Source organism: Streptomyces neyagawaensis, from assembly GCF_023516595.1.
Classification (GTDB): domain Bacteria; phylum Actinomycetota; class Actinomycetes; order Streptomycetales; family Streptomycetaceae; genus Streptomyces; species Streptomyces neyagawaensis.
In genome coordinates this window covers 19,742-41,612 of sequence record NZ_JAMGBG010000010.1, presented here as the reverse complement: position 1 = coordinate 41,612, position 21,871 = coordinate 19,742, and the positions used below count along the sequence as shown (strand labels likewise).

Here is a 21,871-nt window from a genome sequence, read left to right as displayed (position 1 = left end):
TGGCGACCTGCTCCGACGCGTCGCCGCCTCGTTCCCGCTCCCAGGCCGCGGGCGGGCTCAGTACGTGTCGCGGTACCGCCGCAGGATCTCGCGGGTGCGATCCGCGGAGGCGGCGTGCGCGGCCATGTGGTCGAGGACCTCCAGATGGAGGGCGACCTCACGGCGCGAGTCGAGGTAGAGGGCGCCGGTGAGGTACTCCGTGTAGACCATGTCGGGGAGTTCCGGCTCCGCGAAGCGGAAGAGGGCGAACGGGGCGTACGTGCCCGGATGGGGCCCGGCGGCGAACTCGGCGACCTGGAGGATCACATGGTCCTTCTCGGTGACGTCCAGCAACCGGTCGATCTGGTCCCGCATGACCTGGGAGCGGACACTCACCGGCCGTCTGAGCGCCGTCTCGTCCATGATCACCCACAGATGCGGAGGGTGCTCGCGGGTGAGGAGCTTCTGCCGAGCCATGCGCAGCGACACATGCCGTTCGATGGTGTCGGCGCCGGTCTGCCCGAGGGTCCCCGCCTCCATCACGGCCCGCGCGTACTCCTCGGTCTGGAGCATCCCGGGCACGAAGTGCGGCTCGTACTGCCGGATCAGATGGGCGGCGCCCTCCAGGCTCACATACAGGCTGAACCAGTCGGGCAGCACATCGTGGAACCGCTGCCACCAGCCGGGCTTGTTCGCCTCCTCGACGAGCTTCACGAACGAGGCGACTTCGTGCTCGGCGACACCGTACGTGGTGAGCAGGACCTGCACGTACGGGATCTTCAGCGCGACGTCGGCGGTCTCCATGCGCCGTACGGTGGCCGGGGCGACCCGCAGGACGCGCGCGGCCTCCTCGCGCTTGAGCCCGGCGGCCTCACGCAGTTCCTGGAGCCGTCTGCCGAGCACCACCTGACCGACGGTGGGCGCGGGCCGCCGCTCACTCACGCCACGCCTCCCCACGCGCCGAAGTACGCGTCAAGTCTGTCATGTTCCGGTGCACATCTCATGAGGTCGAGCGGAACGGGAAGCCCCCGGTTCCGGTTCGACCACGACGACGCCGTGGCGGAACACGCCACGGCGACCCACAGAGTAAAGGACGCTTCCGAAGAGTGAGCAACGGCTCCCCAGCGTGACATCCGTCATGGCCCCCTCCGAAGCGGCCCGCGCAGACCAGAGCCGGCGACCCGCCCCGAGCCGGCGACCCGACCGCCGAGGTGCCAGCCCGACCGCCGAGGTGCCGGCATGCTCCCGAGCCACCGGCATGACCTCCGAGGTAATCGACCGCCGTGCCCCGTACGCGGCAAGGTGAGGGCAGCGGGTTCCGGGCCGGCGCACTCCGGCCCGGGGCCCGGCCCCGGCGGTCCGTACGGCCGTCCCCGGCCGACCCGCTTCCCAGCCGACCGACTCCACCTCGACGGAGGGTGATGCCCCATGTCCGCGACCCCGCTCGCCGCTCTCGCCCGGACCACCGACCCCCGGACCATGCTGCGCCGCTTCCTGGCCGCGGACGCCGCCGTGACCGGGGTGAACGGGCTCGCCTACCTCCTCGCCGCCGGGCCGCTCGGCCGGTTCCTCGGGGTGGACCCGGGTCTCCTCACCGCACTCGGCGCGTTCCTCACGGTGTACGCGGCGGGCGTGGCCCTGCTCGCCGCGCGCGGGCGTCCGCCGGTGCGGTCCGTGCACGTGGTCGTCGAGGCCAACCTCGCCTGGGCCCTCCTCAGTCTCGTCGCCCTCGTCCTGTGGCTCACACCGAGCACGGCGGGCGCGGTGTGGACGGTGCTCCAGGCGCTGACGGTCGCCGGCTTCGCGGTGGCGCAGTACACCGCCCTGCGCGCGACGACCGATTGAGTAGTCGTCACATGACCAGTGACTGAAGGTACTTGACCGTCGCCGGGTCGGCCGGGAGGAACGTCTCGATGGCCAGCTCGGCCACGGTCACGTCCATGGGGGTGTTGAACGTGGAGATCGACGAGATGAAGGACAGTACGTGGCCCGCGTGCTCGATCCGCATCGGCAGCGCGAAGGACACACCCAGCTCCTCCTCGGGCTCCTCGTCGGCCGTGGCGGGCGGCAGCGGATACGCCGCGACCTCCTCGTACAGGGCGCGCAGCGGCTCCGAGCGGCGCAGGGCGATCTGGCGTTCCATCTGCTCCAGCAGGTGACCGCGCCAGGCCCGCAGATTGCGGATGCGGGGCGCGAGGCCCTCGGGGTGGAGGACCAGCCGCATCGCGTTGAGCGGCGGCACCAGCAGCGACTCGGGGACGCCGTCGAGCAGCATCGCGATGCCCCGGTTGGCGGCCACCACGTGGTACGTCGCGTCGAGCACCAGCGCCGGGTACGGCTCGTAGCCCTGGATCAGGCGCTCCACGCCCTCGCGGAGGGCCGCCATCGACGGGTCGTCCAGCGGGGTCTGCGGATATCGGGGCGCGTAACCGGCTGCCAGGAGCAGCGCGTTGCGGTCCCGCACGGGCACGTCCAGGTGCTCGGCGAGCCGCAGCAGCATCTCCTCGCTGGGCCGGGAGCGGCCCGTCTCCACGAAGCTGATGTGCCGCGCCGACGAACCGGCCCGCAGTGCCAACTCCAGCTGACTGACCCGCCGTTGCTCCCGCCATGCCCGCAGCAGCGGGCCGGCTCCCTGGTCGGGAGGGGTGCCGGGACGACTCGTGAGGCCGGACGGGACAATGGTCATACGTCAGAACGTAGCCGAGGCGATCGAGGAGTGGCGCGTGTACGACCCGTGGAACCCGTCCTGGGAGGCGACGGCGGTGTACCGGGCGCGGGTGCGGGGCTGCCTGCTGGGCGGGGCGGTCGGGGACGCGCTCGGCTACCCCGTCGAGTTCGCCTCGCTGGCCGTCATCCGCTCCACGCACGGCGATCGAGGGGTGACCGGCCTCGTCCCGGACGTGGACGGCGTGGTCGGGCGGGTCAGCGACGACACCCAGATGACCCTCTTCACCGTCGAGGGACTGCGGCAGGCGCACGAGCGGGCCCGCCTCAAGGGCATCGACGGCGCCTGGCCCCAGCTCGTCCGGGAGGCCTACGGCCGCTGGCTCGACACCCAGCGGCAGCCCGGCCCCGGCCCGCGCCCCACCTCGGGTCTCGCCGCCCTGCCCTGGCTGTACGCCCGCCGCGCCCCCGGCAACGCCTGTCTGTCCGGCCTCGCCCAGGTCCACCACCCCGACCCGGCCGCCCCGCTGGGGAGCCCCGGCCCGGTCAACCCCGAGTCCAAGGGCTGCGGCACGGTCATGCGCTCGGCGCCCTTCGGGCTGGCCCGCGTCCCGGCGGAGGCCGCGTTCGGGATGGCCGCCCGCGCCGCCCGGATGACGCACGGACACCCCACCGGCGGGTACGCGGCGGGCGCGCTGGCAGCGATCGTCGCCCATCTGGTCGCCGACGAATCGCTGGAGGGCGCCGTCCTGCGCACCCTGCGGCTGCTGTCCCGCCACCCCGGACACGAGGAGACCGGCACGGCCCTGAACCGTGCCCTCGACCTGGCCGCCGAGGGCGCCCCCACGGCCGAGAAGGTCGAGTCGCTCGGCCAGGGCTGGGTCGCCGAGGAGGCCCTCGCCATGGGCGTCTACTGCGCCCTCGCCACCCACAGCGTCAGCGAGGCCCTCCTCCTCGCCGTCAACCACTCCGGCGACAGCGACTCCACCGGCTCCATCTGCGGCAACCTCCTCGGCGCCCACTACGGCGACCACGGCCTCCCGCACGACTGGCTGGCCGCGACCGAGGGCCGCGCCGACATCACCGTCCTGGCGGACGACTTCGCGACGGAGAGCGTAAGGAAGTGACGGCCGGGGTTCGGATCCGTCCGGACCCGAGGGCGTGCCTCCCGGCCGCCCGAGCGGCCGGGCGCCTCAGGGGTCGGGGGTGCGGGTTCGTCGGCGGCTGCGGGTGCGTTGTGGCTTGTCGCGCCCACGCGGCGGAGCCGCATGTGTCACCTCCCCGCGCCCCCGAAAAGCGACCGGGGCTGCGCCCCGTGCTTTTCAGGGGCGCCCATCCGATGTCAGCGGCGCCGTGGGATGAAGGCCGGGCCGCAGACCCATGCCTTCAGGGGCGCGGGGAACTGCGCGAGAAACCACGCACCACCCGCAGTCGCCGACAAACGCGCAACCCCCTGGGCGCCCGGCCGAATGCGTACGGCGCCCGCTGGCCCCGTGCGGTGTGACCAGGACCGCGGCGGCCCCGCTGTGGCACGCTGAGAGGGACCGCACGTCATGGAGGGGACGTCACGGAAGGAGCGGGCCATGCCCGTCGAACCCTTGTCGCAGAAGGAGATCGAGGACCGGCTCGCGGAACTGCCGGGCTGGTCGCTGGACGGGGACCGGATCGCCCGCACCTACCGGCTGGCCTCGCACTTCGCGGCGACCGCGATGGTCGTGCACATCGCCCGCACCCAGGAGGAGCTCGACCACCACTCCGACCTCACCCTCGGCTACAACACCGTCTCGCTCACCGTCCACACGCACAGCGCGGGCGGCGCCGTCACCGAGAAGGACTTCGAACTGGCCCGGCGGGTGGAGGCACTCGCCCCCGGCCACGGGGCGAGCTGAGCCGGTGCTCGACTACGACAAGGAGGCGGACGACTACGACGCACTGCGCGGCGGCGAGCCCCGCGCCGAGGCCGCCGCCGACGCCGTACTCGGCCTCGTCCCCCGGGGCGCGCGCAGCCTGCTCGACGTCGCCTGCGGCACCGGCATCGTGACCCGGCGGTTCGCCGCCGCCCGCCCCGGGATGCGGGTGACGGGCGTCGACCTCACCACCGCGATGGCGCGCCGGGCCGCCGCCCGCCTCCCCGGTGCGATCGTCATGGGCGACAGCCGCCGACTCCCCTTCCCCGACGACGCGTTCGACGCCGTCACCAGCGTGTGGCTCCTCCATTTGCTCGCGGACCCGGACGACGTTCGAAGGGTCGTCGGTGAGTGCGCCCGTGTGCTGCGTCCGGGCGGTGTGTACATCACCACCGTCGACAAGGGGGCCGCCCACAACGTCGGCAGCGACATCGACGCCGTCCTCGCCACCCGCCCCCGCCGTCCGGCCACGGACACCTCGGCGGCCGTCGGGAAGCACGCCGACGAGCACGGGCTGCGCCCCGCCGGCGAGGCGCGCTTCCCGGGCCGCGGCCAGGGCCGGAGCCCCCGCCGCGCCCTCATGGACCTGCGCCGCGGCTGGTTCGTCACGCTCCCGCCCGGCGATCCCCTCGCCGACGACTTCGCCGTACGCCTCGCGGCCCTCCCCGACCAGGACCGGCCCCGCCCGGACCCGGAGTTCTCGCTCCGGGCGTTCCGCAAGAGGTGACCTGGGCCGGCGGTCAGGTCACCGCCGGCCGCCGGAACTCCATGATCCAGTTGGTCAGCCAGGTCTCCCCGCCGTCGAGCGAGAACGCCTGCTCCCAGCGGGCGGTGGTCGCGGACACGCCGGACCAGACGAACCGCACCCGGACGTCCTTGCCGTCGTGCGTGTCGTCTCCGTGGAACTCGCCCCGACCGCCCTCGAACCGGCCGACGACCGGGGGGAACAGCCTCCCGCTGCGGCTGGACGACCAGTTCAGTGACCACACGCGGGCCTCCGGATCGAACAGCCGCAGCGTCAGCCCCTTCGCCCCGAGGTGCGGCATGTCGATCTCGTCGATGTTCGCCGCCCCGTCGAACAGGGGCAGGCAGCGGCTGGTGGCCGGGAACTCCTCCCAGGCACTGTCCGGGGCGAGGAAGTCGGTGCGGCGGCGGTGGCGGACCTCCCACTCACCGTGGAAGAAGTCGAAGTCGTGCGGCCCGCTCATACCCGGCCCCCGGTGGTTCCGGCGGGCAGGGAATCAGCCAAGTAGGCGTCCAGATCGGGGAGTTGCGGTGCGAGCATATGGCGTACCCAGGCGTCGCGTTCGTGTGCGATCGGCGGCAGCTCCCACACGCAGCCGATCCACGGCCGCCCGGTGGCCACGAAGTGGGCGGGATCGCGGTCGGGGCAGCCGAGGACGGGCTGGCCCGCCGCCGCGCCCCCGAAGTGCAGGACGTTGTCCCACACCCAGCTGTACGCGTTGAGATAGGCCCCGTCGTCCCCGCCCCGGTGCAGTACGACGAAGGTCGCGGGCTGTGTCCCGTCCGGCTCCGGCAGCAGTTCGGGGAGGATCGCGTACGCGGCCTTCTCGACCTCGGGCGCGATGCCGGCCGGGTCCGCGGTGACGTGGTAGCGCTTGATGTGCCGGCCGGCCACCTCGAGGGGCGGCGGCACGGTCAGCAGTTTCTCACTGAAGGACATGACGCGACGCTAGGACCGCTTCACTGACATCCTGTGTCAGTGAAGTCCAGCCGTCTCGTCTCGATCCTCCTGCTGCTCCAGACCCGGGGCCGGATGACGGCCGCCCGGCTCGCCGAGGAGCTGGAGGTGTCGGTCCGCACGGTCTACCGGGACATGGAGGCGCTCGCCGCCGCCGGTGTCCCGCTGTACGGCGACGCGGGCCACGCCGGCGGCTACCGCCTCCTCGACGGCTACCGCACCCGGCTCACCGGACTCACCGGCCAGGAGGCCGAGGCCCTGTTCCTCGCGGGCGTCCCCGGTCCCGCCGCCGAACTCGGCCTGGGCGCGGTCCTGGCCGCCGCCCAGCTGAAGGTGCGCGCGGCCCTCCCCGACGCGCTGCGCCCCCACGCCGACCGGGTCGCCGGCCGGTTCCACCTGGACGCGCCCGGCTGGTACGCGGACGCCGACGACACCCCGTTCCTGCCTGCCGTGGCGGACGCCGTCTGGAACGGCCGGGTCCTGCATGTGCTCTACCGCCGCTGGGCCGAGCCCACCGACGTACGGCGCCGCCTCGAACCGTACGGGCTCGTCCTCAAGGCGGGCCGCTGGTACGTCGTCGCCGGCCCCGGGCCGCGCACCTACCGCGTCGACCAGATCCTCGAACTCGCCCCCACCGAGGAGGAGTTCACCCGTCCCGAGGACTTCGGGCTGGCCGCGTACTGGGCGGCGTACCAGCGCGACTTCCACGACCGGCTGCACCGCGCCGAGGTCGTCGTCCGCCTGGCGCCCGGCACCCGGCTCACCGGCCCGCAAGGGCGCGCGGTGGACGCGGGCGGCCGCCCGGACGACGACGGTTGGACCCGGGCCACCGTCCCCGTGGAGTCCCTCGACCGGGCCCACGACGACTTCCTGCGGCTCGGCACCGCGGTGGAGGTCCTGGAGCCGGCCGAGCTGCGCGAGCGCATCGCCCGGACGGTCGCCGAACTCGCCGCGAGATACGCACCGGGGGGCGGCAACTCGGCTGCGACCGGCGGCTGAGGAATCGGAACCCGTCTGCCATCCCGGGAGGTACCCTGTGCCGCACCCGCACGCGCACCACGGACGGACGATCCGCAAGGCCCGCAGAACGATCACCACACTGGCGGCGACCGCGTGACCGCCGCCGGACTCGCCACGTTCGGCGCGCAGCCCGCCGCCGCGGCCGGCACCCGCCAGGTCGAGAAGCTGGACCGTTCCTCTCCTGGTGGGACGGCGACCCCGTCCGTGAACTCCTCGACGGCACCCGCATCGACCCCGGTCGGGACCGGCACCAGGATCACGACCCTGTTCCACGACACCCAGTACCGCACGGGCCTGGCCTGGCAGAACACGGCGTACAACCAGCCCCCCGCACACCAGGTTCTTCATCGGCGCCGGGATGCCCACGGCGCCCCGGCCGCCGGTCCGCGCGCCCTGACCGGGATGACGACGCAGACACGAACGGATGTATTTTCGGCCGTCCTGGTGACGTCGGCCGGTCCGGGCGGGATCATCGTCCGGCCCGCCCCGTCCAGCACGCCGTCACCTCCAGGGCAGCGGCAGAGAAAGACCGTCGATGACCTTGTCCCGTCTCGTCACCGCCGCACCGGCGATCATCATGCTCGTCGCCGCCACGGTGATGCTCCTGTGGTGGATCCGGCACCGTGACGACGAATGAATGAGGGCGCGCGCCGTGACGGCGCGCGCCCTCGTCGCGTCCCGCTCGGGTGTCAGGTCACCGTGCAGGACTGGTCACCGAGCCGGAAGGCGGTCGGTCTGCCGTTCGTCCCCGACCAGCTTCCGGTGAAGCCGAAACTCACCGACGATCCCGCCGCGACGTTCGCGTTCCAGGCGAGGTTCTTCACCGAGACCGCCGCACCCGACTGGGTGTGGGCCGCGTTCCACAGCTGCGTGACGCTCTGGCCGTTCGGGAAGGACCAGTTGAGGGTCCAGCCCGTCCAGGCGCCGGTGCCCGTGTTGGCCAGCCGCACATCGGCCTGGAAGCCGCCCGACCACTGGTTGGTGATCTTGTAGGTCACCGTGCAGGCGCCCGTCGGCTGCGGTTCCGGATCGGGATCCGTGCCACCGCCCCCGCCGCCGCCCGTGTCGGAGGTGTCGCCGTAGATGACCCCGCGGCCGTTGGTGGAGACGTACACCCGGCCGTAGACCCGCGGATCACCCGTGATCGCCGCGCCGGTCCAACCCCACTGATGGGCGTCGTCGTTGATCCGCGTCCACGTGGCGCCCTTGTCCGTCGAACGGAAGATGCCGCGCACCCCGCCGATCCTGGCGCTGGTGTACAGCGTCTGGTACGAGGCGCCCGCGGCCGCCTTGCCGAAGCCGATGGTGTCGGCCTGCGCGACGTTCGACAGCTTGGTGAAGGTGGCGCCGCCGTCGGTGGAGTGCCACAGCCCGTACGCGCCGCCCGTCTCCCCGCCCGCGAGCCACACATCGCCCTTCGTGCCGGGCAGCGCCTTGAAGCGCACGCTGTCACCGCTCGGCAGGCCGCTCGCGTTCGACGCGGTGAAGGTCGCGCCGCCGTCCGTGCTGACGTAGAACTTCCCGGACTTGAAGCCGTAGAAGGTCTTCGGGTCGACCCGGTCGGACTCGACGATCGCGCCGGACGGTATCCCGCTCGACTCCTGCCACGACGTCCCGAAGCCCGTGGTGTACCGCACGCCGGTGCCCGCCGGGCTCCACACGAAGCGGCTGCCGTCCGCGCCGGCCGCGACCGTGCCGCCGCCGCTCACCCCCGACGGATCGGTGCCCGCGAACCAGTTGGCGCCGTTGTCCGTCGAGAACGCGATGTGCGGGCCCGAGTCCAGGTTCCCCACCCGCACCACGGTGTTCGGGTCGGTCTCGGCGAAGTCCAGACTGGTCGTCGTCGTGAAGTTCGGCTGGGTGAACATCATCGACGGGACCTTCGTCAGATCCGTGTGCCGGAAACCGCCGATGTCACCGAGCGCGCTGAGCAGCGGCGCCCCGGACGGGGGAGAGGCGAGGTCGTTGACGGCCGTCTCCTCCAGGCCCCGCACCATCGGCTTCACGGTGAACTTGGCGCCGCTGTCCCAGTTGGTGAGGTTCTCGGTGCCGTAGATCGTCGCGCCCGTCCCGTACATCATGCGGTTCGAGTCGAACGGGTCGATCTCCAGCGACTCCGTCATCCAGCCCAGCTTCGGCGTCTGTTCCGGCGGCGACGGGTTCGCGCCCCACGTCAGCCACGGCGACGACGAGACGTCCATGGTGAAACGGTTCTCGCGGTTCGGGTACGACGTGTAGTCCCACGCCTTCGTCCAGGTCGCGCCCTTGTCGGTGGAGCGGAAGATCTGGGTGTCCGGCCACCAGGAGCTGTACGCCGTCGCCATCACCGTGCCCGGCTTCTGGCGGTCCAGCGTGAGCCCGCTGAAGCCGAAGTACGTGTCGGCCTCCGCCACGGGGCTGATGTTCGTCCAGGTCCCCGTCGCCGTCGCGTACCGGTAGAGCCGGCCCTTGCCGCCGTCGTACGGGCCGCCCGTGTCGCTGTACGCCACGTACAGATGGCCGTTCGTCGCGTCCAGGACGCCCTTGTGGGCCAGTTGGCCGGTCGGCTGCCCGGCCACCCGTGACCAGGTCGCGCCAGCGTCCGTCGACCGGTAGACCGCGTTCTCCTTGTCGGCGACCCCGACGTAGATCGTCTTCGTGGCCGTGCCCGCGCCTCCCGTCGACTCGTCGAACGTGACCCAGACGATGCCCTGGTTGTCGCTGGAGTACCCGCTCGTGTCGGACGGGTCGGCCACGTAGTTGCCGACGTTCGGGAAGTTCGTCACCTGCGACCAGGTGGCCCCCGAGTCCGTGGACCGCCACAGCCCCTTCCCGCTGGGCGCCCCCAGATACAGCACACTGTTCCTGTGGGGGTCCACCGCCAGCCGCTCACCCATGCCCCGCCCCGGCATGTTCCCGCCCAGCTTGAACGGCAGATGCGCCTTCTGCCAGCTCGCCCCCCGGTCGGACGAGCGGTAGATCGCGCCGTTGCCCGGGTCCCAGCTGTTGGTGTACGTGCCGGCCGCCACGTACACCTTGTTCGGGTCGACCGGGTCGGAGGCGAGGCTCACCACACCCGTGTGCCCCCAGTCGTCCCAGCCGACGGAGTCCAGCAGCGGCGTCCATGTCTTCGACGACTCCACCCACCGGTACGCCCCGCCGATGTCCGTGCGGGCGTACGCGAGGTTCTTCTCCTTGCGGTTGAACACGATGCCGGGCACGAACCCGCCACCGTCGATACGGGCGTTCTTCCATGTGTAGGTGTCGGCGGCGATCGCCACCTTCTCGCCGGACCGCTCGGCTTGCTCCGCCTGTCCGCCCCGCTCGGCGGCCACCGCGGGCGGGGAGCCCGCGAGGAGACCGGCCGCGAGGGCCAGAACGGTGGTGAGGATGCGGGTTCTTCGCACGGTGAAGTCCTCTCCGGACGCGTGGGGGGAGGCGGATGGACGGGCGGCGCGAACAGCCGGGCGGCCCCCTGTGCGGGTGGGGACCGCCCGGCCCAGGTCCTGCCCCCGCCGGAGCGCAGGACCTCGTACCCGGAGCTTCAGCGGGGACTTATTCGAGGAGCTCCGCGTACGCACCCATGGCCAGGGCGATGTCCGCCTGGGCCCAGAACCGGTGGTACGTGAACGACGGCGCGGCGCCACCCGCCAGATACGCCTCGATCTTCGACCAGGCCGGGTCGTCCTCGTAGAACGACCGGATCGACTCGAACGTCGACGACGAGTTGATCGCGTCACCGTTCGGCATCGTGCCCGTCCACCCGCTCGGGATGTACACCCGGTCGTCGAACCGGTTGTAGTCCGTACGGGTCTCCGGGACGGCGACCCCGAGCGCGTCCTGGTGGTGCTGCCACAAGCCGTCGAGCAGCGCCTTGGCGACCCGGGCCGCGTCGGCGTCACCGGAGCGATCGGCGTAGTACGTCAGCGTCTTGGCGTACGAGCCCGCCACGCCGACGTCGTCGGTGTAGTCGGCGACGGTGACGTGCAGCCCGCTGTTGGAGCCGGGGCTGGACGGGTTCCAGGTGTTCGGGGCACCGGACCACTGGAGCGTGGAGGGAATCCGGTACGTCCCGTCGGGGTTGATCGTGGTCTTGGACAGCGCCCAGTCGACCCACTTGTCGAGCACCGTCTTCGCGGCGGCGTTGCCGGTCTGCTGGTAGTACTCGGCGACCCGCTCCATGGACCACGTCTGGAAGCCGAACCACTGATTGGACGGCGGGTCGTGGTACACGGGCTTCTCGTCGTAGTACATGCCGTAGAAGGTCGGCGTCCCGGCCGGGGGAGTGGCGTACCGCCCCGCCCAGCTGTTGGTGGCGCCGCCCGCGATCGCGCCCTCGTTGGACTGGAGCCAGCGGTAGAACTCGATCTGCCGGTCCAGGGACTTGGCCCAGTCCGCCTGCCCGGTCGCCGACTTGGGCTTCAGCGGGGCGTAGTTGGCGAGGGCGTACGCGGCGAGCGGGTTCTGGTAGCCGCCGTGCGCGTGGCTGGAGCCGATGCGCCAGGCCCAGCCGGCGTTGGTGTCGGTGGCGCCGCCCCACGCGTAGTACCAGGAGAGCAGGTAGAAGGAGGCGTCCTTGCCGGTGCCCGCGGGGCATGTGGTCGGCCCCACGCAGTTCCCGACCTTCTTGAAGTACTTGTCGTACATCGCGTAGCGCAGGTAGTCACCCATCTTCGCGGCCTTGCCGATGGTCGCGGAGACGTCACCGCCCTTGCCCTGCTGCTTGGCCCAGACGTCCGCCCAGTACGCGGCCTGCACGGCGCGCGCGTCGGCGTCGGGGGCGTTGGTGAACTTCCACTGCTTGGCGTAGGAGGCGTCACGGGTGAACAGGTCCAGGTACCCGTTCCTGCCGCCGTACTTGAACTGGTCGCAGGTGGGCTGCGGGACGGTCTCCCACACCGACTCCTGCGGTCCGCGCTGGAAGGTGTTGATGTACGACGGGCCCGTGTCGGCCGGACCGGCCTCGCACTTGCCCGGCGAGTTGCCGTAGCCGTAGACGTTGTCCACGTCCTGCAACCAGTGCATGCCGTAGATGTCGTCCGTGTTGTAGGCGCTCTTCAGCTCCCCGGCGATCGGGTCCGAGCCGACCGAGACCGACGTGTTGAGCTGCGCCGGGTACTCATTGGGGGTGTCGTGCTCGGGGGCGTACGTCGCCGGCTTGTTCGCCGTGTAGAAGGAGTTGGTCGGCTGGTCGGCCTTGGTGGGGATCATGTACTTCTCCATGATCTCCCAGGCGCCGTTGAACTTGGACCAGTCGCCCGTGACCTTGCCGTACATGGCCTGGAGCCACAGGAGGTAGCTGTACGCCTCCGAGGTGGTCTCGTGGCCGTGGTCCGGCGCCTCGACGATCAGCGTCTCCACCGAGTGGTACGGGATGCCCTCGGGGGAGAAGTAGCCGTTCGCCGGGTTGGTGATCTTGCCGTAGAGCTCCAGGAAGCGGGCGTCGTACACCTTCGACGCCGCCAGCTGTGTCACCGTCACCGCCGCCTTGGCGTGACCGGTGGCCGTCGACTCGAAGACCGCGGAGCCCGTGCCCGAGGAGTCGGCCGTGACGGTCACCTTCTGGGCCGTGTTCCAGTTCGACGGCGTGAAGGTCAGCGACGCGCCACCCGTGACCGACAGGCCCGAGTTGCCGGAGGCCCGCGCGGTCGTCACCGTCACATTGCCCGACGGCTGCGTCGAGAGCTTCACGTCGTACGTGCCCGTCTTGCCCTGCTGCACGCCCAGTTGCGTCGGTGAGGCCACCACCGCGGGTCCCGAGGCGACCGTGATGCCGACCGGCGCGGACTCCGCCGACGCGCCCAGGCTGTCGTACGCCTTGGCGACCAGCGAGTGGCTGCCCACGGACAGACCGGTGGCCGAGAAGGTGTACGGCGAGGTCGTGTCCGTGCCCAGCAGCCTGGTGTCGTCGTAGAACTCCACCTTGGTGACGGTCGCGTTGTCCGCGGCCGCCGCGGTGGCCGCCATCGGCACCGGGTCGCCCTGCGAGTACGTGGCACCCGCGGTCGGGCTGGTCAGCACGGTGATCGGCGGCTGGTGGGCGCCGACACACGCGGTGCCGTTGATCGCGAAGTTGGTCGGCGCGGTGTTCGTGCCGCTGTAGGTGAACTGGGCGCCGGTGCTCACCGCGGCCCCGACGGCGATGGTGCCGTTCCAGGACGCGTTCCTCGCGGTCACCGTCCGGCCGGACTGCGACCAGGTGCCGCTCCAGCCGCTGGTGAGCGTCTGGTTGCCCGCGTAGGAGTACGTGAGGGTCCAGCCGTTGATGGCCTCGGTACCCCGGTTGGTGAGGGTCAGCTCGGCGGTGAAGCCCGAGCCCCAGTCATTGGTCTTGTAGTCGACGTTGCAGGCCACGGCCGCCGCGGCGGCGGGGGACGATCCTGTGCCCAGCATCGTGAGGGGAAGAGCGAGGGCCGCGACCACGGCGGTCCACAGGCGCCGTGCGGTACGGCGTCCGCGTCTGGGGTGCATGCTCTGGTTCCTTCCGTGCGGCTCTTACGAAGGTGGGGGCGGAGCAGCAACAACAAGCCTTGAACCAGTGGGAGCGCTCCCATATTGAGGAGAGGGGTGCAGGCGGTCAAGGTGCTTGAAGAGTCGAAAAGATTCGATGACGGACGAGAAGATTTGTGGCGGGCAATAACGCAACACCCCTGTCTTTTACCGTCGCTTGGCGCTACCTTCACCAGCACCAGTGGGAGCGGTTCCACCAGTCGACGCGGCCGTCACGGCGCGCCCGATCTGCAAGGAGTCGCTCATGCGCCACCCCCCGCGTTCAGGTCTTTTACTCGTCTCCGTGAGCGGGCACGTCCCGCCGGACGGTGACGGGCCGCCGGTGTCCGAGCTGCCCGGCGACAGGGTCGTCCAGCGGGTTCGCGGACACCTGCGACCTGGGTCCGCGGCCGTGGAACCGACCCACCCCGCCCCGCGGCGATCCGCTTTTCGCCCGGGCCGGAACGGGAGCACATGGCCGGCTCCCGCCGGCCCGGCCTGAACCCCGCCCGCGACGACAGTCCCACCTCGTCGGCCGTCGGGCCGAGCGAGCGTCCGCGCCGCCTCGGCAGACGGGCACCCCGCACGACCCCCTACGGAACCTCCACGTACACCCCACTACGGAAGAGGAAACCCGCACTCATGAGCCGTACCAGAACAGCACTCCTCGCGGCGATGGCACTGGTCGCCGGCGCCGCCGGGACCGCGGTGGCCGCCGTGCCGGACGACTCCGGCATCCGGGCGATCCCCTGCACCGTCGACTACAAGGTGCAGAACCAGTGGTCCACCGGCTTCACCGCCGCCGTCACCATCACCAACAACGGCGCCGCGAAGTCCTCGTGGTCCGCGAAGTGGTCGTACGCGGGCAACCAGCGGGTGGGCAACGGCTGGAACGCGAGGATCTCCCAGAGCGGCAGCGCGGTGACGGCGTCCAACGAGACGTACAACGGGTCGCTCCCGACCGGTGGTTCGGTCAGCTTCGGCTTCAACGCCTCCTACAGCGGCTCCAACGCCCTCCCGGCGACCTTCACGCTGGACGGCGTGACCTGCAACGTCGACGACGGCGGTGGCGGTCCGGGCGAGCCGGGTCCGGGCAACCCCGGCTCGCGGGTGGACAACCCGTACGCCGGCGCCAAGGTGTACGTGAACCCGGAGTGGTCCGCGAACGCCGCCGCCGAGCCGGGCGGCAGCCGGATCGCCAACCAGCCCACAGGTGTGTGGCTGGACCGCACCGCCGCCATCGCGGGCGCCGGCGGCAAGATGGGGCTGCGGGCCCACCTCGACGAGGCGCTGCGGCAGAAGGGCTCGAGCGAACTCGTCGTCCAGCTGGTGATCTACAACCTGCCCGGCCGTGACTGCTCGGCCCTCGCCTCCAACGGCGAGCTGAAGGCCGACGAGATCGACAAGTACAAGACGCAGTACATCGACCCGATCAAGGCGATCCTCGCCGACCCGAAGTACGCCTCGCTGCGCATCGTCACGACGGTCGAGATCGACTCGCTGCCCAACCTCGTCACCAACACCGGCAGCCGCCCGACGGCCGTGCCGCAGTGCGACGTGATGAAGGCCAACGGCAACTACGTCAAGGGTGTCGGCTACGCGCTCAACAAGCTGGGCGACGTCCCCAACGTCTACAACTACGTCGACGCCGGCCACCACGGCTGGCTCGGCTGGGACGACAACTTCGCCCCCTCCGCCGCCATCATGAAGGAGGCGGCGACCGCCGAGGGCGCCACGGTGAACGACGTCCACGGCTTCATCACCAACACGGCGAACTACAGCGCCCTGAAGGAGAACAACTTCACCATCAACGACACCGTGGCCGGCAAGTCGGTCCGCGAGTCGAAGTGGCTCGACTGGAACCGCTACGTCGACGAGCTGTCCTTCGCCCAGGCCTTCCGGACGCAGGCCGTCTCGGCCGGCTTCAACGCGAACGTCGGCATGCTGATCGACACCTCCCGCAACGGCTGGGGCGGCACCGCACGGCCCACCGGACCGGGCGCGAGGACGACCGTCGACACCTACGTCGACGGCGGCCGCTACGACCGCCGCTTCAACACCGGCAACTGGTGCAACCAGGCCGGAGCCGGTCTCGGCGAGCGTCCGCAGGCGGCCCCGGCGCCGGGGATCGACGCCTACGTGTGGATGAAGCCCCCGGGTGAGTCCGACGGGGCCAGCTCCCAGATCCCGAACGACGAGGGCAAGGGTTTCGACCGAATGTGCGACCCGACGTACACGGGCAACCCGCGGAACAACAACAACATGTCCGGTGCCCTGGGCAACGCGCCGCTGTCCGGGCACTGGTTCTCCGCCCAGTTCCAGGAGCTGATGCGGAACGCGTACCCGGCGCTGTGACCTTCGCCGGCTGAGAGGATCCGCCAGGGGTGCGCACTTCCCCCACCCCCTGGCGGGTCCGGCCGCACGGCACACCCGCACGCGCGACGGCCGCCCGCCCCCTTCTCCACGGGGACGGGCGGCCGTGGCCGTTTCGGTGACATGGTGGTGTGACGCACGTCACCGTGACGTGGGTGGGGTACGGCGATGAGTTCCGGACGGGACGCCGGTCTTCATCGCCGTAACCCCCGGAGCGGACGAGGAGACCACCCCATGCGCATCGTCATCACCGAGTTCATGAGCCTGGACGGCGTCGTGCAGGCCCCCGGCGGCCCCGAGGAGGACACCGACGGCGGCTTCGCCCACGGCGGCTGGACGCAGGAGTTCTTCGACCCGGAGGTGGTCGGCGGGGCCTGGGACGAGGCGCTGCGCGCGGCCGACGCGCTGCTGTACGGGCGCCGCACCTGGAAGGCGATGGCCGGGGCCTGGCCCGAGCGCGCCGGTGACCCCTTCGCCGACCGGATCAACGCCCTCCCCAAGTACGTGGTCTCCAGCACCCTCGGCGACGACGAGCTGACGTGGAACACCACCCGCCTCCCCGGTGAGGAAGCCGTCGCCCACATCCGCAAGCTGCGCGAGAGCGAAGGCGGCGACCTGCTCGTCATGGGCAGCGCCGGCCTCGCCCGGACCCTCCTGCACGAGGGCCTCGTCGACGAGCTGCGGCTGATGGTCATGCCGGTCGTCCTCGGCGGCGGAAAGACGATCTTCCCCGACGGCGGCGCCAAGCACACCCTGAAGCTGGTCTCCACGGTCACGAGCCCCACGGGTGTGAACGTCTGTGTCTACCGGGCCGCCGACAAGGGCTGACGCCCGGAGAGCGCCAAGTCCGGAGATTTTGCCGTTACGGCAAGGGAGATTGCCGTTCGGTGGTGCGTCGGCGCAGGCTGACGGCAACCGGAAGAGAGGCTCACCACCATGGGACACCACCACCAGCACGGCCAGGGCGAGGGGCACGGCCACGGTCAGGGGCACGGGCGTCACGACCACACCGACATCGACTGGGCCGAGCTGGCCGAGCACCTGGAGGAGCAGGCGGAGCTGTTCGCGCCGCTGAACCGCCAGGCCGCCGCCTGGGTGGCCGAGCGGCAACCGGAGCCCGGGCTCGTCGTCGACGCGGGCAGCGGTCCGGGTGTGGTGAGCACCCTGCTCGCCGACACGTTCCCCGGCGCCCGGATCGTCGCCGTGGACGGCTCGGGGCCGCTGCTGGAGCGGGCCCGGTCCCGGGCGGAACGCCTCGGCGTGGCCGACCGGTTCGCCACCCTGGAGGCGGACCTCCCCGGGGGGCTGGCCGAGTTGGAGTACCCCGTGGATGTGCTGTGGGCGAGCCGCAGCCTGCACCACCTCGGCGACCAGCGGGCCGGCGTCGCCGCCTTCGCCGAACGGCTGGCCCCGGGCGGGGTGCTGGCGCTCGTCGAGGGCGGGCTGCCCACGCGGTTCCTGCCCCGGGACATCGGCATCGGCCGCCCCGGACTCCAGTCCCGGCTCGACGCGGTCGAGGAGCTCTGGTTCGGCGAGATGCGGGCCGCCCTGCCCGGCACGGTCGAGGAGGCGGAGGACTGGCCGGGCCTGCTCACCGCCGCGGGCCTGCGTGGCGCGATCTCCCGCACCTTCCTGCTGGACCTGCCGGCCCCGGCGTCGGAGGCGGCACGCGCCCACGCCCTCACCACCTTCCGGCGGCGCCGGGAGACCCTCGCGGAGTACGCGGACCACCTCGACCCGTCCGACCTCTCCACACTGGACCGGCTCCTGGACCCCGACGACAAGGCCAGCCTCCACCACCGCCCCGATGTGTTCGTCCTCGCGGCCCACACGGTCCACCTCGCCCGCGCGTGACACGGGCAAAGGGGCGGTGGGCGCCCGTGGCACACGAAACCGCCCGCCGGAGCATCTCCGGCGGGCGGTCTCGTCGGTCGGCGTCGGCGGCAGGGCCGACGTCGGCGAGCCTCAGGCCATGCCTCAGGCCATGTCGAAGGTCGCCGGGTCGGGGCCGATGCGGCGGTCCTCGTTCAGCGCGCTGATCGCGGCGATGTCCTCGGTGTCCAGGGAGAAGTCGAAGACCTCGATGTTCTCCTTGATGCGGGACGGGGTCACCGACTTCGGAATGACCACGTTGCCCAGCTGGAGGTGCCAGCGCAGCACGATCTGGGCCGGGGTGCGGCCGTGCTTCTGCGCGATGGCGATGATCGCCGGGACCTCCAGCAGGCCCTTGCCCTGGCCGAGCGGCGACCAGGCCTCGGTGGCGATGCCCTGCTCCGCGTGGTACTCGCGGGAGGCGCGCTGCTGGAGGTGGGGGTGCAGCTCGATCTGGTTGACCGCCGGGATGACGTCGGTCGCCTCGATCAGCGTCTCCAGGTGCTCCGGAAGGAAGTTGGAGACACCGATGGCCCGCGTGCGGCCGTCGGCGTACAGCTTCTCGAACGCCTTGTACGTGTCGATGTAGGTGCCGCGGGCCGGGACCGGCCAGTGGATCAGGTACAGGTCCACGTACTCCAGGCCGAGCTTGTCCAGCGACTCGTCGAAGGCGCGGAGCGTGGCGTCGTAGCCCTGGTCGCTGTTCCAGAGCTTGGTGGTGACGAAGAGGTCCTTGCGGGGGACGCCGGAGGCGGCGAGCGCCTTGCCGGTGCCCCGCTCGTTGCCGTAGATCGCGGCCGTGTCGATGCTGCGGTAGCCGGCCTCCAGCGCCGTGCCGACGGCCTGCTCGGCCTCGTCGTCCGGCACCTGCCAGACGCCGAAGCCCAGCTGGGGCATCTCGACGCCGTTGTTCAGGATGATCGGGGGGACCTTGCTGCTCACGAGCTCTCGATCCTTAAAGTCGTCGGTTGGTGCTTCCCATCGTCAACGATCACGGCACGCGATGCATTCCTGAGCGGCTCGCACGCGCACCGAATCGCAGAATGGCCGGAAATGGATCCGACGGTTCTACGTTATCGGTCCGGACCATTGACCGAACACCGTCACGCGGGAAGTCTTGCCGGCGCTCGACGTACATCACTGAAAGCCGGTCACGTACGTGAATGGATGGCCATGACCCCCACACGCAGGACCCTCCTCGGCGCCGCACTCGGCGGCACGGCCGCCGCCCTCGGTCTGCCGGCCACCGCGCACGCCGCCTCCTGGCAGCTGAAGTGGTCCCCCTCGGCGAGCGCGGACGGACTCCGCGCCTTCGAGACGATCGAGGACGACCGCGCCGACTCCCACACCGCCGGCGGGCCGCACATCCGCGCCACCGGCGACACCTGGCGGTTCGACATGCACACCGTCGACCGGGACACCTCCACCGACCGACAGCGCCAGGAGGTCACCGGCCTGCGCACCGGCAGCGGCTTCCTCCGCTGGACAGAGGGGCAGACCTGGCGGGTCACCTACCAGATGTATCTGCCGAGTTCCCTCAAGGCGACCACCAGCTTCACCCACATCATGCAGATGAAGCAGCCCGGCAACGGCACCTCCCCGCTCGTGGTGCAGTCCCTGCGCCGGGTGAACGGGGCGCAGACCATCGAGCTGAAGCTGCCCATCGACGACATCCTGGTCGGCCGCACCGACCTGGCGCCCCTGCACGACTCCTGGACCGATGTCGACATCCAGGTCAAGGTCGGCGACGGCTCGGCGGGTTCGGTGCGCTGGATCCTCAAGAAGGGCTCGACGACACTGATCGACGTCTCCCGAAGCGGCGTCGACACCTTCCTCGCCGACCGGCTGCGCCCCAAGTGGGGCATCTACCGCTCCCTCGGCGACACCTCGGGCTCCCTGCGGAACTGTCACATGCTGCTGCGGAACATGCGGGGCTACCAGCTGGTCTGACCCGGGTGCGCGAAGGAGGGCGGGCGCGTCCCCGGTGCTCTCACGCCCGGTACAGCGCCTCCACCTCCTTCGCGTACATCTTCTCGATCGCCTTCCGCTTCAGCTTCAGCGACGGCGTCAGCAGACCCTGCTCCTCGGTGAACTGGTGCGCCAGTATCCGGAACGTGCGGATCGACTCGGCCTGCGAGACGAGGGTGTTGGCGGCGACCACCGCCCGTCGCACCTCGGTCTCCAGCTCCGGGTCGCGCACCAGGTCGGCCGGTGACAGCTTCGGCTTGCCGTGCATCTGGATCCAGTGCTCGACCGCCTCCGCGTCGAGCGTGACGAGCGCGGCGATGTACGGCCGGTCGTTGCCGACGACGATGCACTGGGCGACCAGCGGATGGTCCCGCACCCGCTCCTCCAGGATCGCCGGGGAGACGCTCTTGCCGCCCGAGGTCACCAGGATCTCCTTCTTGCGCCCGGTGATCGTGAGATAGCCGTCCTCGTCGAGGGCGCCCAGATCTCCGGTGGCGAGCCAGCCGTCGTGCAGGGTCTCGTCGGTGGCCTTGGGGTTGTTGAGGTAGCCCTGGAAGACATTGGGGCCGCGCAGCCACACCTCGCCGTCGTCCGCGATGTGCACGGTCATCCCCGGGATGGCCTGGCCGACGGTGCCGTACCGGGTGCGCTCGGGTGGGTTCGCCGTCGCGGCCGCCGTGCACTCCGTCAGCCCGTACCCCTCGTAGATGTGGATGCCGGCGCCCGCGTAGAACAGGCCGAGCCGGCGGTCCATCGCCGAGCCGCCGGACATCGCGTACTTGATCCGGCCGCCCATGGCCTCCCGGATCTTCGCGTAGACGACCTTGTCGAAGAACTGGTGCTGCATCCTGAGACCCGCCGTGGGGCCGGGCCCGATGCCCCAGGCCTTCGCCTCCATCGCGTCCGCGTACTTCACGGCGACCTCGACGGCCTTCTCGAACGGGCCCGCCCTGCCCTCCCGCTCGGCCTTGCGCCGGCTCGCGTTGAACACCTTCTCGAAGATGTACGGCACCGCGAGGAAGAACGTCGGCCTGAAGGCGGCCAGGTCCGGCAGCAGCACGGCCGCGCTGAGCTGCGGCTGGTGCCCGAACTTCACCTTGCCCCGGATCCCCGCCACCTGCACCATCCGCCCGAAGACGTGCGCGAGCGGCAGGAACAGCAGGGTCGCCGGCTCCTGGCCCCTGCGGGACTTGAACAGCGGCGCCCAGCGCTCGATGACCGTGTCCGCCTCGACCATGAAGTTGGCGTGGGAGATGACACAGCCCTTGGGGCGGCCCGTGGTGCCGGAGGTGTAGATGATCGTCGCGACCGACTCAGGGGTCACCGCCCGCCGGTGCCGGTGCACCACCTCGTCGTCGAGCTGCGCGCCCGACTCGTACAGCTCCTCCACGGCACCCGCGTCCAGCTGCCACAGCCGGCGCAGCTGCGGCAGCCGGTCGATGACCGTCGCGATGGTCATCGCGTGGTCCTCGTGCTCGACCATCGCGGCCGTGCACTGGGAGTCGTACAGCATCCAGAAGACCTGCTCGGCGGAGGAGGTCGGGTAGACGGGGACGACCTGGGCGCCGATGGTCCACAGGGCGTAGTCGAACAGGGTCCACTCGTACCGGGTGCGGCACATGATGGCGACCCGGTCGCCGAACCGGACCCCTTGGGAGAGCAGGCCCTTGGCCAGCGCCAGCACCTCGTCACGGAACTCGGCGGAGGTCACGTCGCGCCACTCGCCCCGCTCGTCCTTGCGGCCGAGCGCGATGTACGTCGGGTCCTCCTGGGCGTACTCGAAGACGACGTCGGCCAGACCGCCCACCGGCGGCGCCGACGCCAACGGAGGGTTGGTGAACTCGCGCAAACCCGCTCCTCATGGCGCTCCGCACAGCGCGTGAAAGCTACCTCACCGGGAGCCGGGATGGGAGGGGAA

The 21,871-nt window shown here is 71.1% G+C and carries 17 protein-coding genes and 1 pseudogene; 10 read left to right on the top strand and 8 right to left on the bottom strand.

The features are described 5' to 3' along the window. Window positions 1-57: 57 nt before the first annotated feature. On the bottom strand, window positions 58-921 hold the full coding sequence (locus M8J73_RS05215; RefSeq protein WP_055541005.1) for a Sco1979 family transcriptional regulator: 864 nt from the start codon (window positions 919-921) through the stop codon (window positions 58-60). Between the two features lie 486 nt (window positions 922-1,407). Here M8J73_RS05215 and M8J73_RS05210 point away from each other — a divergent pair, with 486 nt between their 5' ends. Further along, on the top strand, window positions 1,408-1,824 hold the full coding sequence (locus tag M8J73_RS05210) for a hypothetical protein (protein WP_055537483.1): 417 nt from the start codon (window positions 1,408-1,410) through the stop codon (window positions 1,822-1,824). Window positions 1,825-1,831: 7 nt separating this feature from the next. On the opposite strand, the gene M8J73_RS05205 is transcribed toward M8J73_RS05210, so the two are convergent. Beyond that, entirely contained in the window at window positions 1,832-2,665 is an 834-nt protein-coding gene (locus tag M8J73_RS05205) for a helix-turn-helix domain-containing protein (protein ID WP_055537484.1), read from the bottom strand. On the opposite strand from M8J73_RS05205, the gene M8J73_RS05200 reads away from it, so the two are divergent. From M8J73_RS05200 to M8J73_RS05190, 3 genes are all read left to right on the top strand, one after another. Then, entirely contained in the window at window positions 2,658-3,770 is a 1,113-nt protein-coding gene (locus M8J73_RS05200) for an ADP-ribosylglycohydrolase family protein (RefSeq protein ID WP_079054699.1), read from the top strand. The genes M8J73_RS05205 and M8J73_RS05200 overlap by 8 nt on opposite strands. A 456-nt stretch (window positions 3,771-4,226) precedes the next feature. Then, window positions 4,227-4,532 carry a 4a-hydroxytetrahydrobiopterin dehydratase gene (locus M8J73_RS05195; RefSeq protein WP_055536714.1) on the top strand — a complete coding sequence of 102 codons (306 nt, stop codon included), beginning with the start codon at window positions 4,227-4,229 and terminating at the stop codon, window positions 4,530-4,532. 4 nt (window positions 4,533-4,536) lie between these two features. After that, window positions 4,537-5,277: a class I SAM-dependent methyltransferase gene (locus M8J73_RS05190; RefSeq protein ID WP_055536715.1), complete on the top strand. Its 741-nt coding sequence runs from the start codon at window positions 4,537-4,539 to the stop codon at window positions 5,275-5,277. Between the two features lie 13 nt (window positions 5,278-5,290). On the opposite strand, the gene M8J73_RS05185 is transcribed toward M8J73_RS05190, so the two are convergent. Together M8J73_RS05185 and M8J73_RS05180 are read right to left on the bottom strand one after the other, a co-directional pair. Continuing rightward, the gene (locus M8J73_RS05185) at window positions 5,291-5,758 is read right to left on the bottom strand and encodes a hypothetical protein (protein ID WP_055536716.1); all 468 of its coding nucleotides are present in this window, start codon (window positions 5,756-5,758) and stop codon (window positions 5,291-5,293) included. Then, entirely contained in the window at window positions 5,755-6,234 is a 480-nt protein-coding gene (locus M8J73_RS05180; RefSeq protein WP_055536717.1) for a hypothetical protein, read from the bottom strand. Before M8J73_RS05180 ends, M8J73_RS05185 begins: the two co-directional genes overlap by 4 nt. 39 nt (window positions 6,235-6,273) lie before the next feature. Between M8J73_RS05180 and M8J73_RS05175 the strand changes: the two genes are divergently transcribed. Both M8J73_RS05175 and M8J73_RS44685 read left to right on the top strand, forming a co-directional pair. Further along, window positions 6,274-7,251, top strand: coding sequence for a helix-turn-helix transcriptional regulator (locus tag M8J73_RS05175; protein WP_055536718.1), 978 nt, complete (start codon window positions 6,274-6,276; stop codon window positions 7,249-7,251). 146 nt (window positions 7,252-7,397) lie between these two features. Next, a pseudogene (locus tag M8J73_RS44685) lies at window positions 7,398-7,669 on the top strand (rhamnogalacturonan lyase family protein); the annotation flags it as partial. A gap of 292 nt (window positions 7,670-7,961) precedes the next feature. Here the strand turns inward: M8J73_RS44685 and M8J73_RS05170 are convergent. Both M8J73_RS05170 and M8J73_RS05165 read right to left on the bottom strand, forming a co-directional pair. Further along, window positions 7,962-10,658, bottom strand: a complete 2,697-nt coding sequence (locus M8J73_RS05170; protein WP_055536720.1) for a cellulose binding domain-containing protein — start codon at window positions 10,656-10,658, stop codon at window positions 7,962-7,964. Between the two features lie 148 nt (window positions 10,659-10,806). Continuing rightward, entirely contained in the window at window positions 10,807-13,722 is a 2,916-nt protein-coding gene (locus M8J73_RS05165; protein ID WP_055536721.1) for a glycoside hydrolase family 48 protein, read from the bottom strand. Between the two features lie 660 nt (window positions 13,723-14,382). Between M8J73_RS05165 and M8J73_RS05160 the strand changes: the two genes are divergently transcribed. The 3 genes from M8J73_RS05160 (at window position 14,383) to M8J73_RS05150 (ending at window position 17,967) form a co-directional block, all read left to right on the top strand. Then, window positions 14,383-16,095 carry a glycoside hydrolase family 6 protein gene (locus tag M8J73_RS05160; RefSeq protein WP_055536722.1) on the top strand — a complete coding sequence of 571 codons (1,713 nt, stop codon included), beginning with the start codon at window positions 14,383-14,385 and terminating at the stop codon, window positions 16,093-16,095. A gap of 252 nt (window positions 16,096-16,347) precedes the next feature. Then, window positions 16,348-16,941, top strand: a complete 594-nt coding sequence (locus tag M8J73_RS05155) for a dihydrofolate reductase family protein (RefSeq protein WP_055536723.1) — start codon at window positions 16,348-16,350, stop codon at window positions 16,939-16,941. 108 nt (window positions 16,942-17,049) lie between these two features. Beyond that, window positions 17,050-17,967: a class I SAM-dependent methyltransferase gene (locus M8J73_RS05150; protein WP_055536724.1), complete on the top strand. Its 918-nt coding sequence runs from the start codon at window positions 17,050-17,052 to the stop codon at window positions 17,965-17,967. A 123-nt stretch (window positions 17,968-18,090) separates the two neighbouring features. Here the strand turns inward: M8J73_RS05150 and M8J73_RS05145 are convergent, their stop codons facing one another. Then, complete coding sequence (locus tag M8J73_RS05145; protein WP_055536725.1) at window positions 18,091-18,927, bottom strand: aldo/keto reductase; 837 nt, start codon at window positions 18,925-18,927, stop codon at window positions 18,091-18,093. Window positions 18,928-19,158: 231 nt separating this feature from the next. Between M8J73_RS05145 and M8J73_RS05140 the strand changes: the two genes are divergently transcribed. Further along, the gene (locus M8J73_RS05140; protein ID WP_055536726.1) at window positions 19,159-19,935 is read left to right on the top strand and encodes a hypothetical protein; all 777 of its coding nucleotides are present in this window, start codon (window positions 19,159-19,161) and stop codon (window positions 19,933-19,935) included. A gap of 40 nt (window positions 19,936-19,975) precedes the next feature. On the opposite strand, the gene M8J73_RS05135 is transcribed toward M8J73_RS05140, so the two are convergent. Beyond that, complete coding sequence (locus M8J73_RS05135) at window positions 19,976-21,802, bottom strand: AMP-dependent synthetase/ligase (RefSeq protein ID WP_249828297.1); 1,827 nt, start codon at window positions 21,800-21,802, stop codon at window positions 19,976-19,978. Window positions 21,803-21,871: the final 69 nt, after the last annotated feature.

Coding starts and splice junctions, on each gene's coding strand:
- M8J73_RS05165 (WP_055536721.1), bottom strand. CDS start 13,722: ATGCACCCCAGACGCGGACGCCGTACCGCACGGCGCCTGTGGACCGCC.
- M8J73_RS05155 (WP_055536723.1), top strand. CDS start 16,348: ATGCGCATCGTCATCACCGAGTTCATGAGCCTGGACGGCGTCGTGCAG.
- M8J73_RS05195 (WP_055536714.1), top strand. CDS start 4,227: ATGCCCGTCGAACCCTTGTCGCAGAAGGAGATCGAGGACCGGCTCGCG.
- M8J73_RS05180 (WP_055536717.1), bottom strand. CDS start 6,234: ATGTCCTTCAGTGAGAAACTGCTGACCGTGCCGCCGCCCCTCGAGGTG.
- M8J73_RS05185 (WP_055536716.1), bottom strand. CDS start 5,758: ATGAGCGGGCCGCACGACTTCGACTTCTTCCACGGTGAGTGGGAGGTC.
- M8J73_RS05160 (WP_055536722.1), top strand. CDS start 14,383: ATGAGCCGTACCAGAACAGCACTCCTCGCGGCGATGGCACTGGTCGCC.
- M8J73_RS05200 (WP_079054699.1), top strand. CDS start 2,658: ATGGTCATACGTCAGAACGTAGCCGAGGCGATCGAGGAGTGGCGCGTG.
- M8J73_RS05150 (WP_055536724.1), top strand. CDS start 17,050: ATGGGACACCACCACCAGCACGGCCAGGGCGAGGGGCACGGCCACGGT.
- M8J73_RS05205 (WP_055537484.1), bottom strand. CDS start 2,665: ATGACCATTGTCCCGTCCGGCCTCACGAGTCGTCCCGGCACCCCTCCC.
- M8J73_RS05140 (WP_055536726.1), top strand. CDS start 19,159: ATGACCCCCACACGCAGGACCCTCCTCGGCGCCGCACTCGGCGGCACG.
- M8J73_RS05210 (WP_055537483.1), top strand. CDS start 1,408: ATGTCCGCGACCCCGCTCGCCGCTCTCGCCCGGACCACCGACCCCCGG.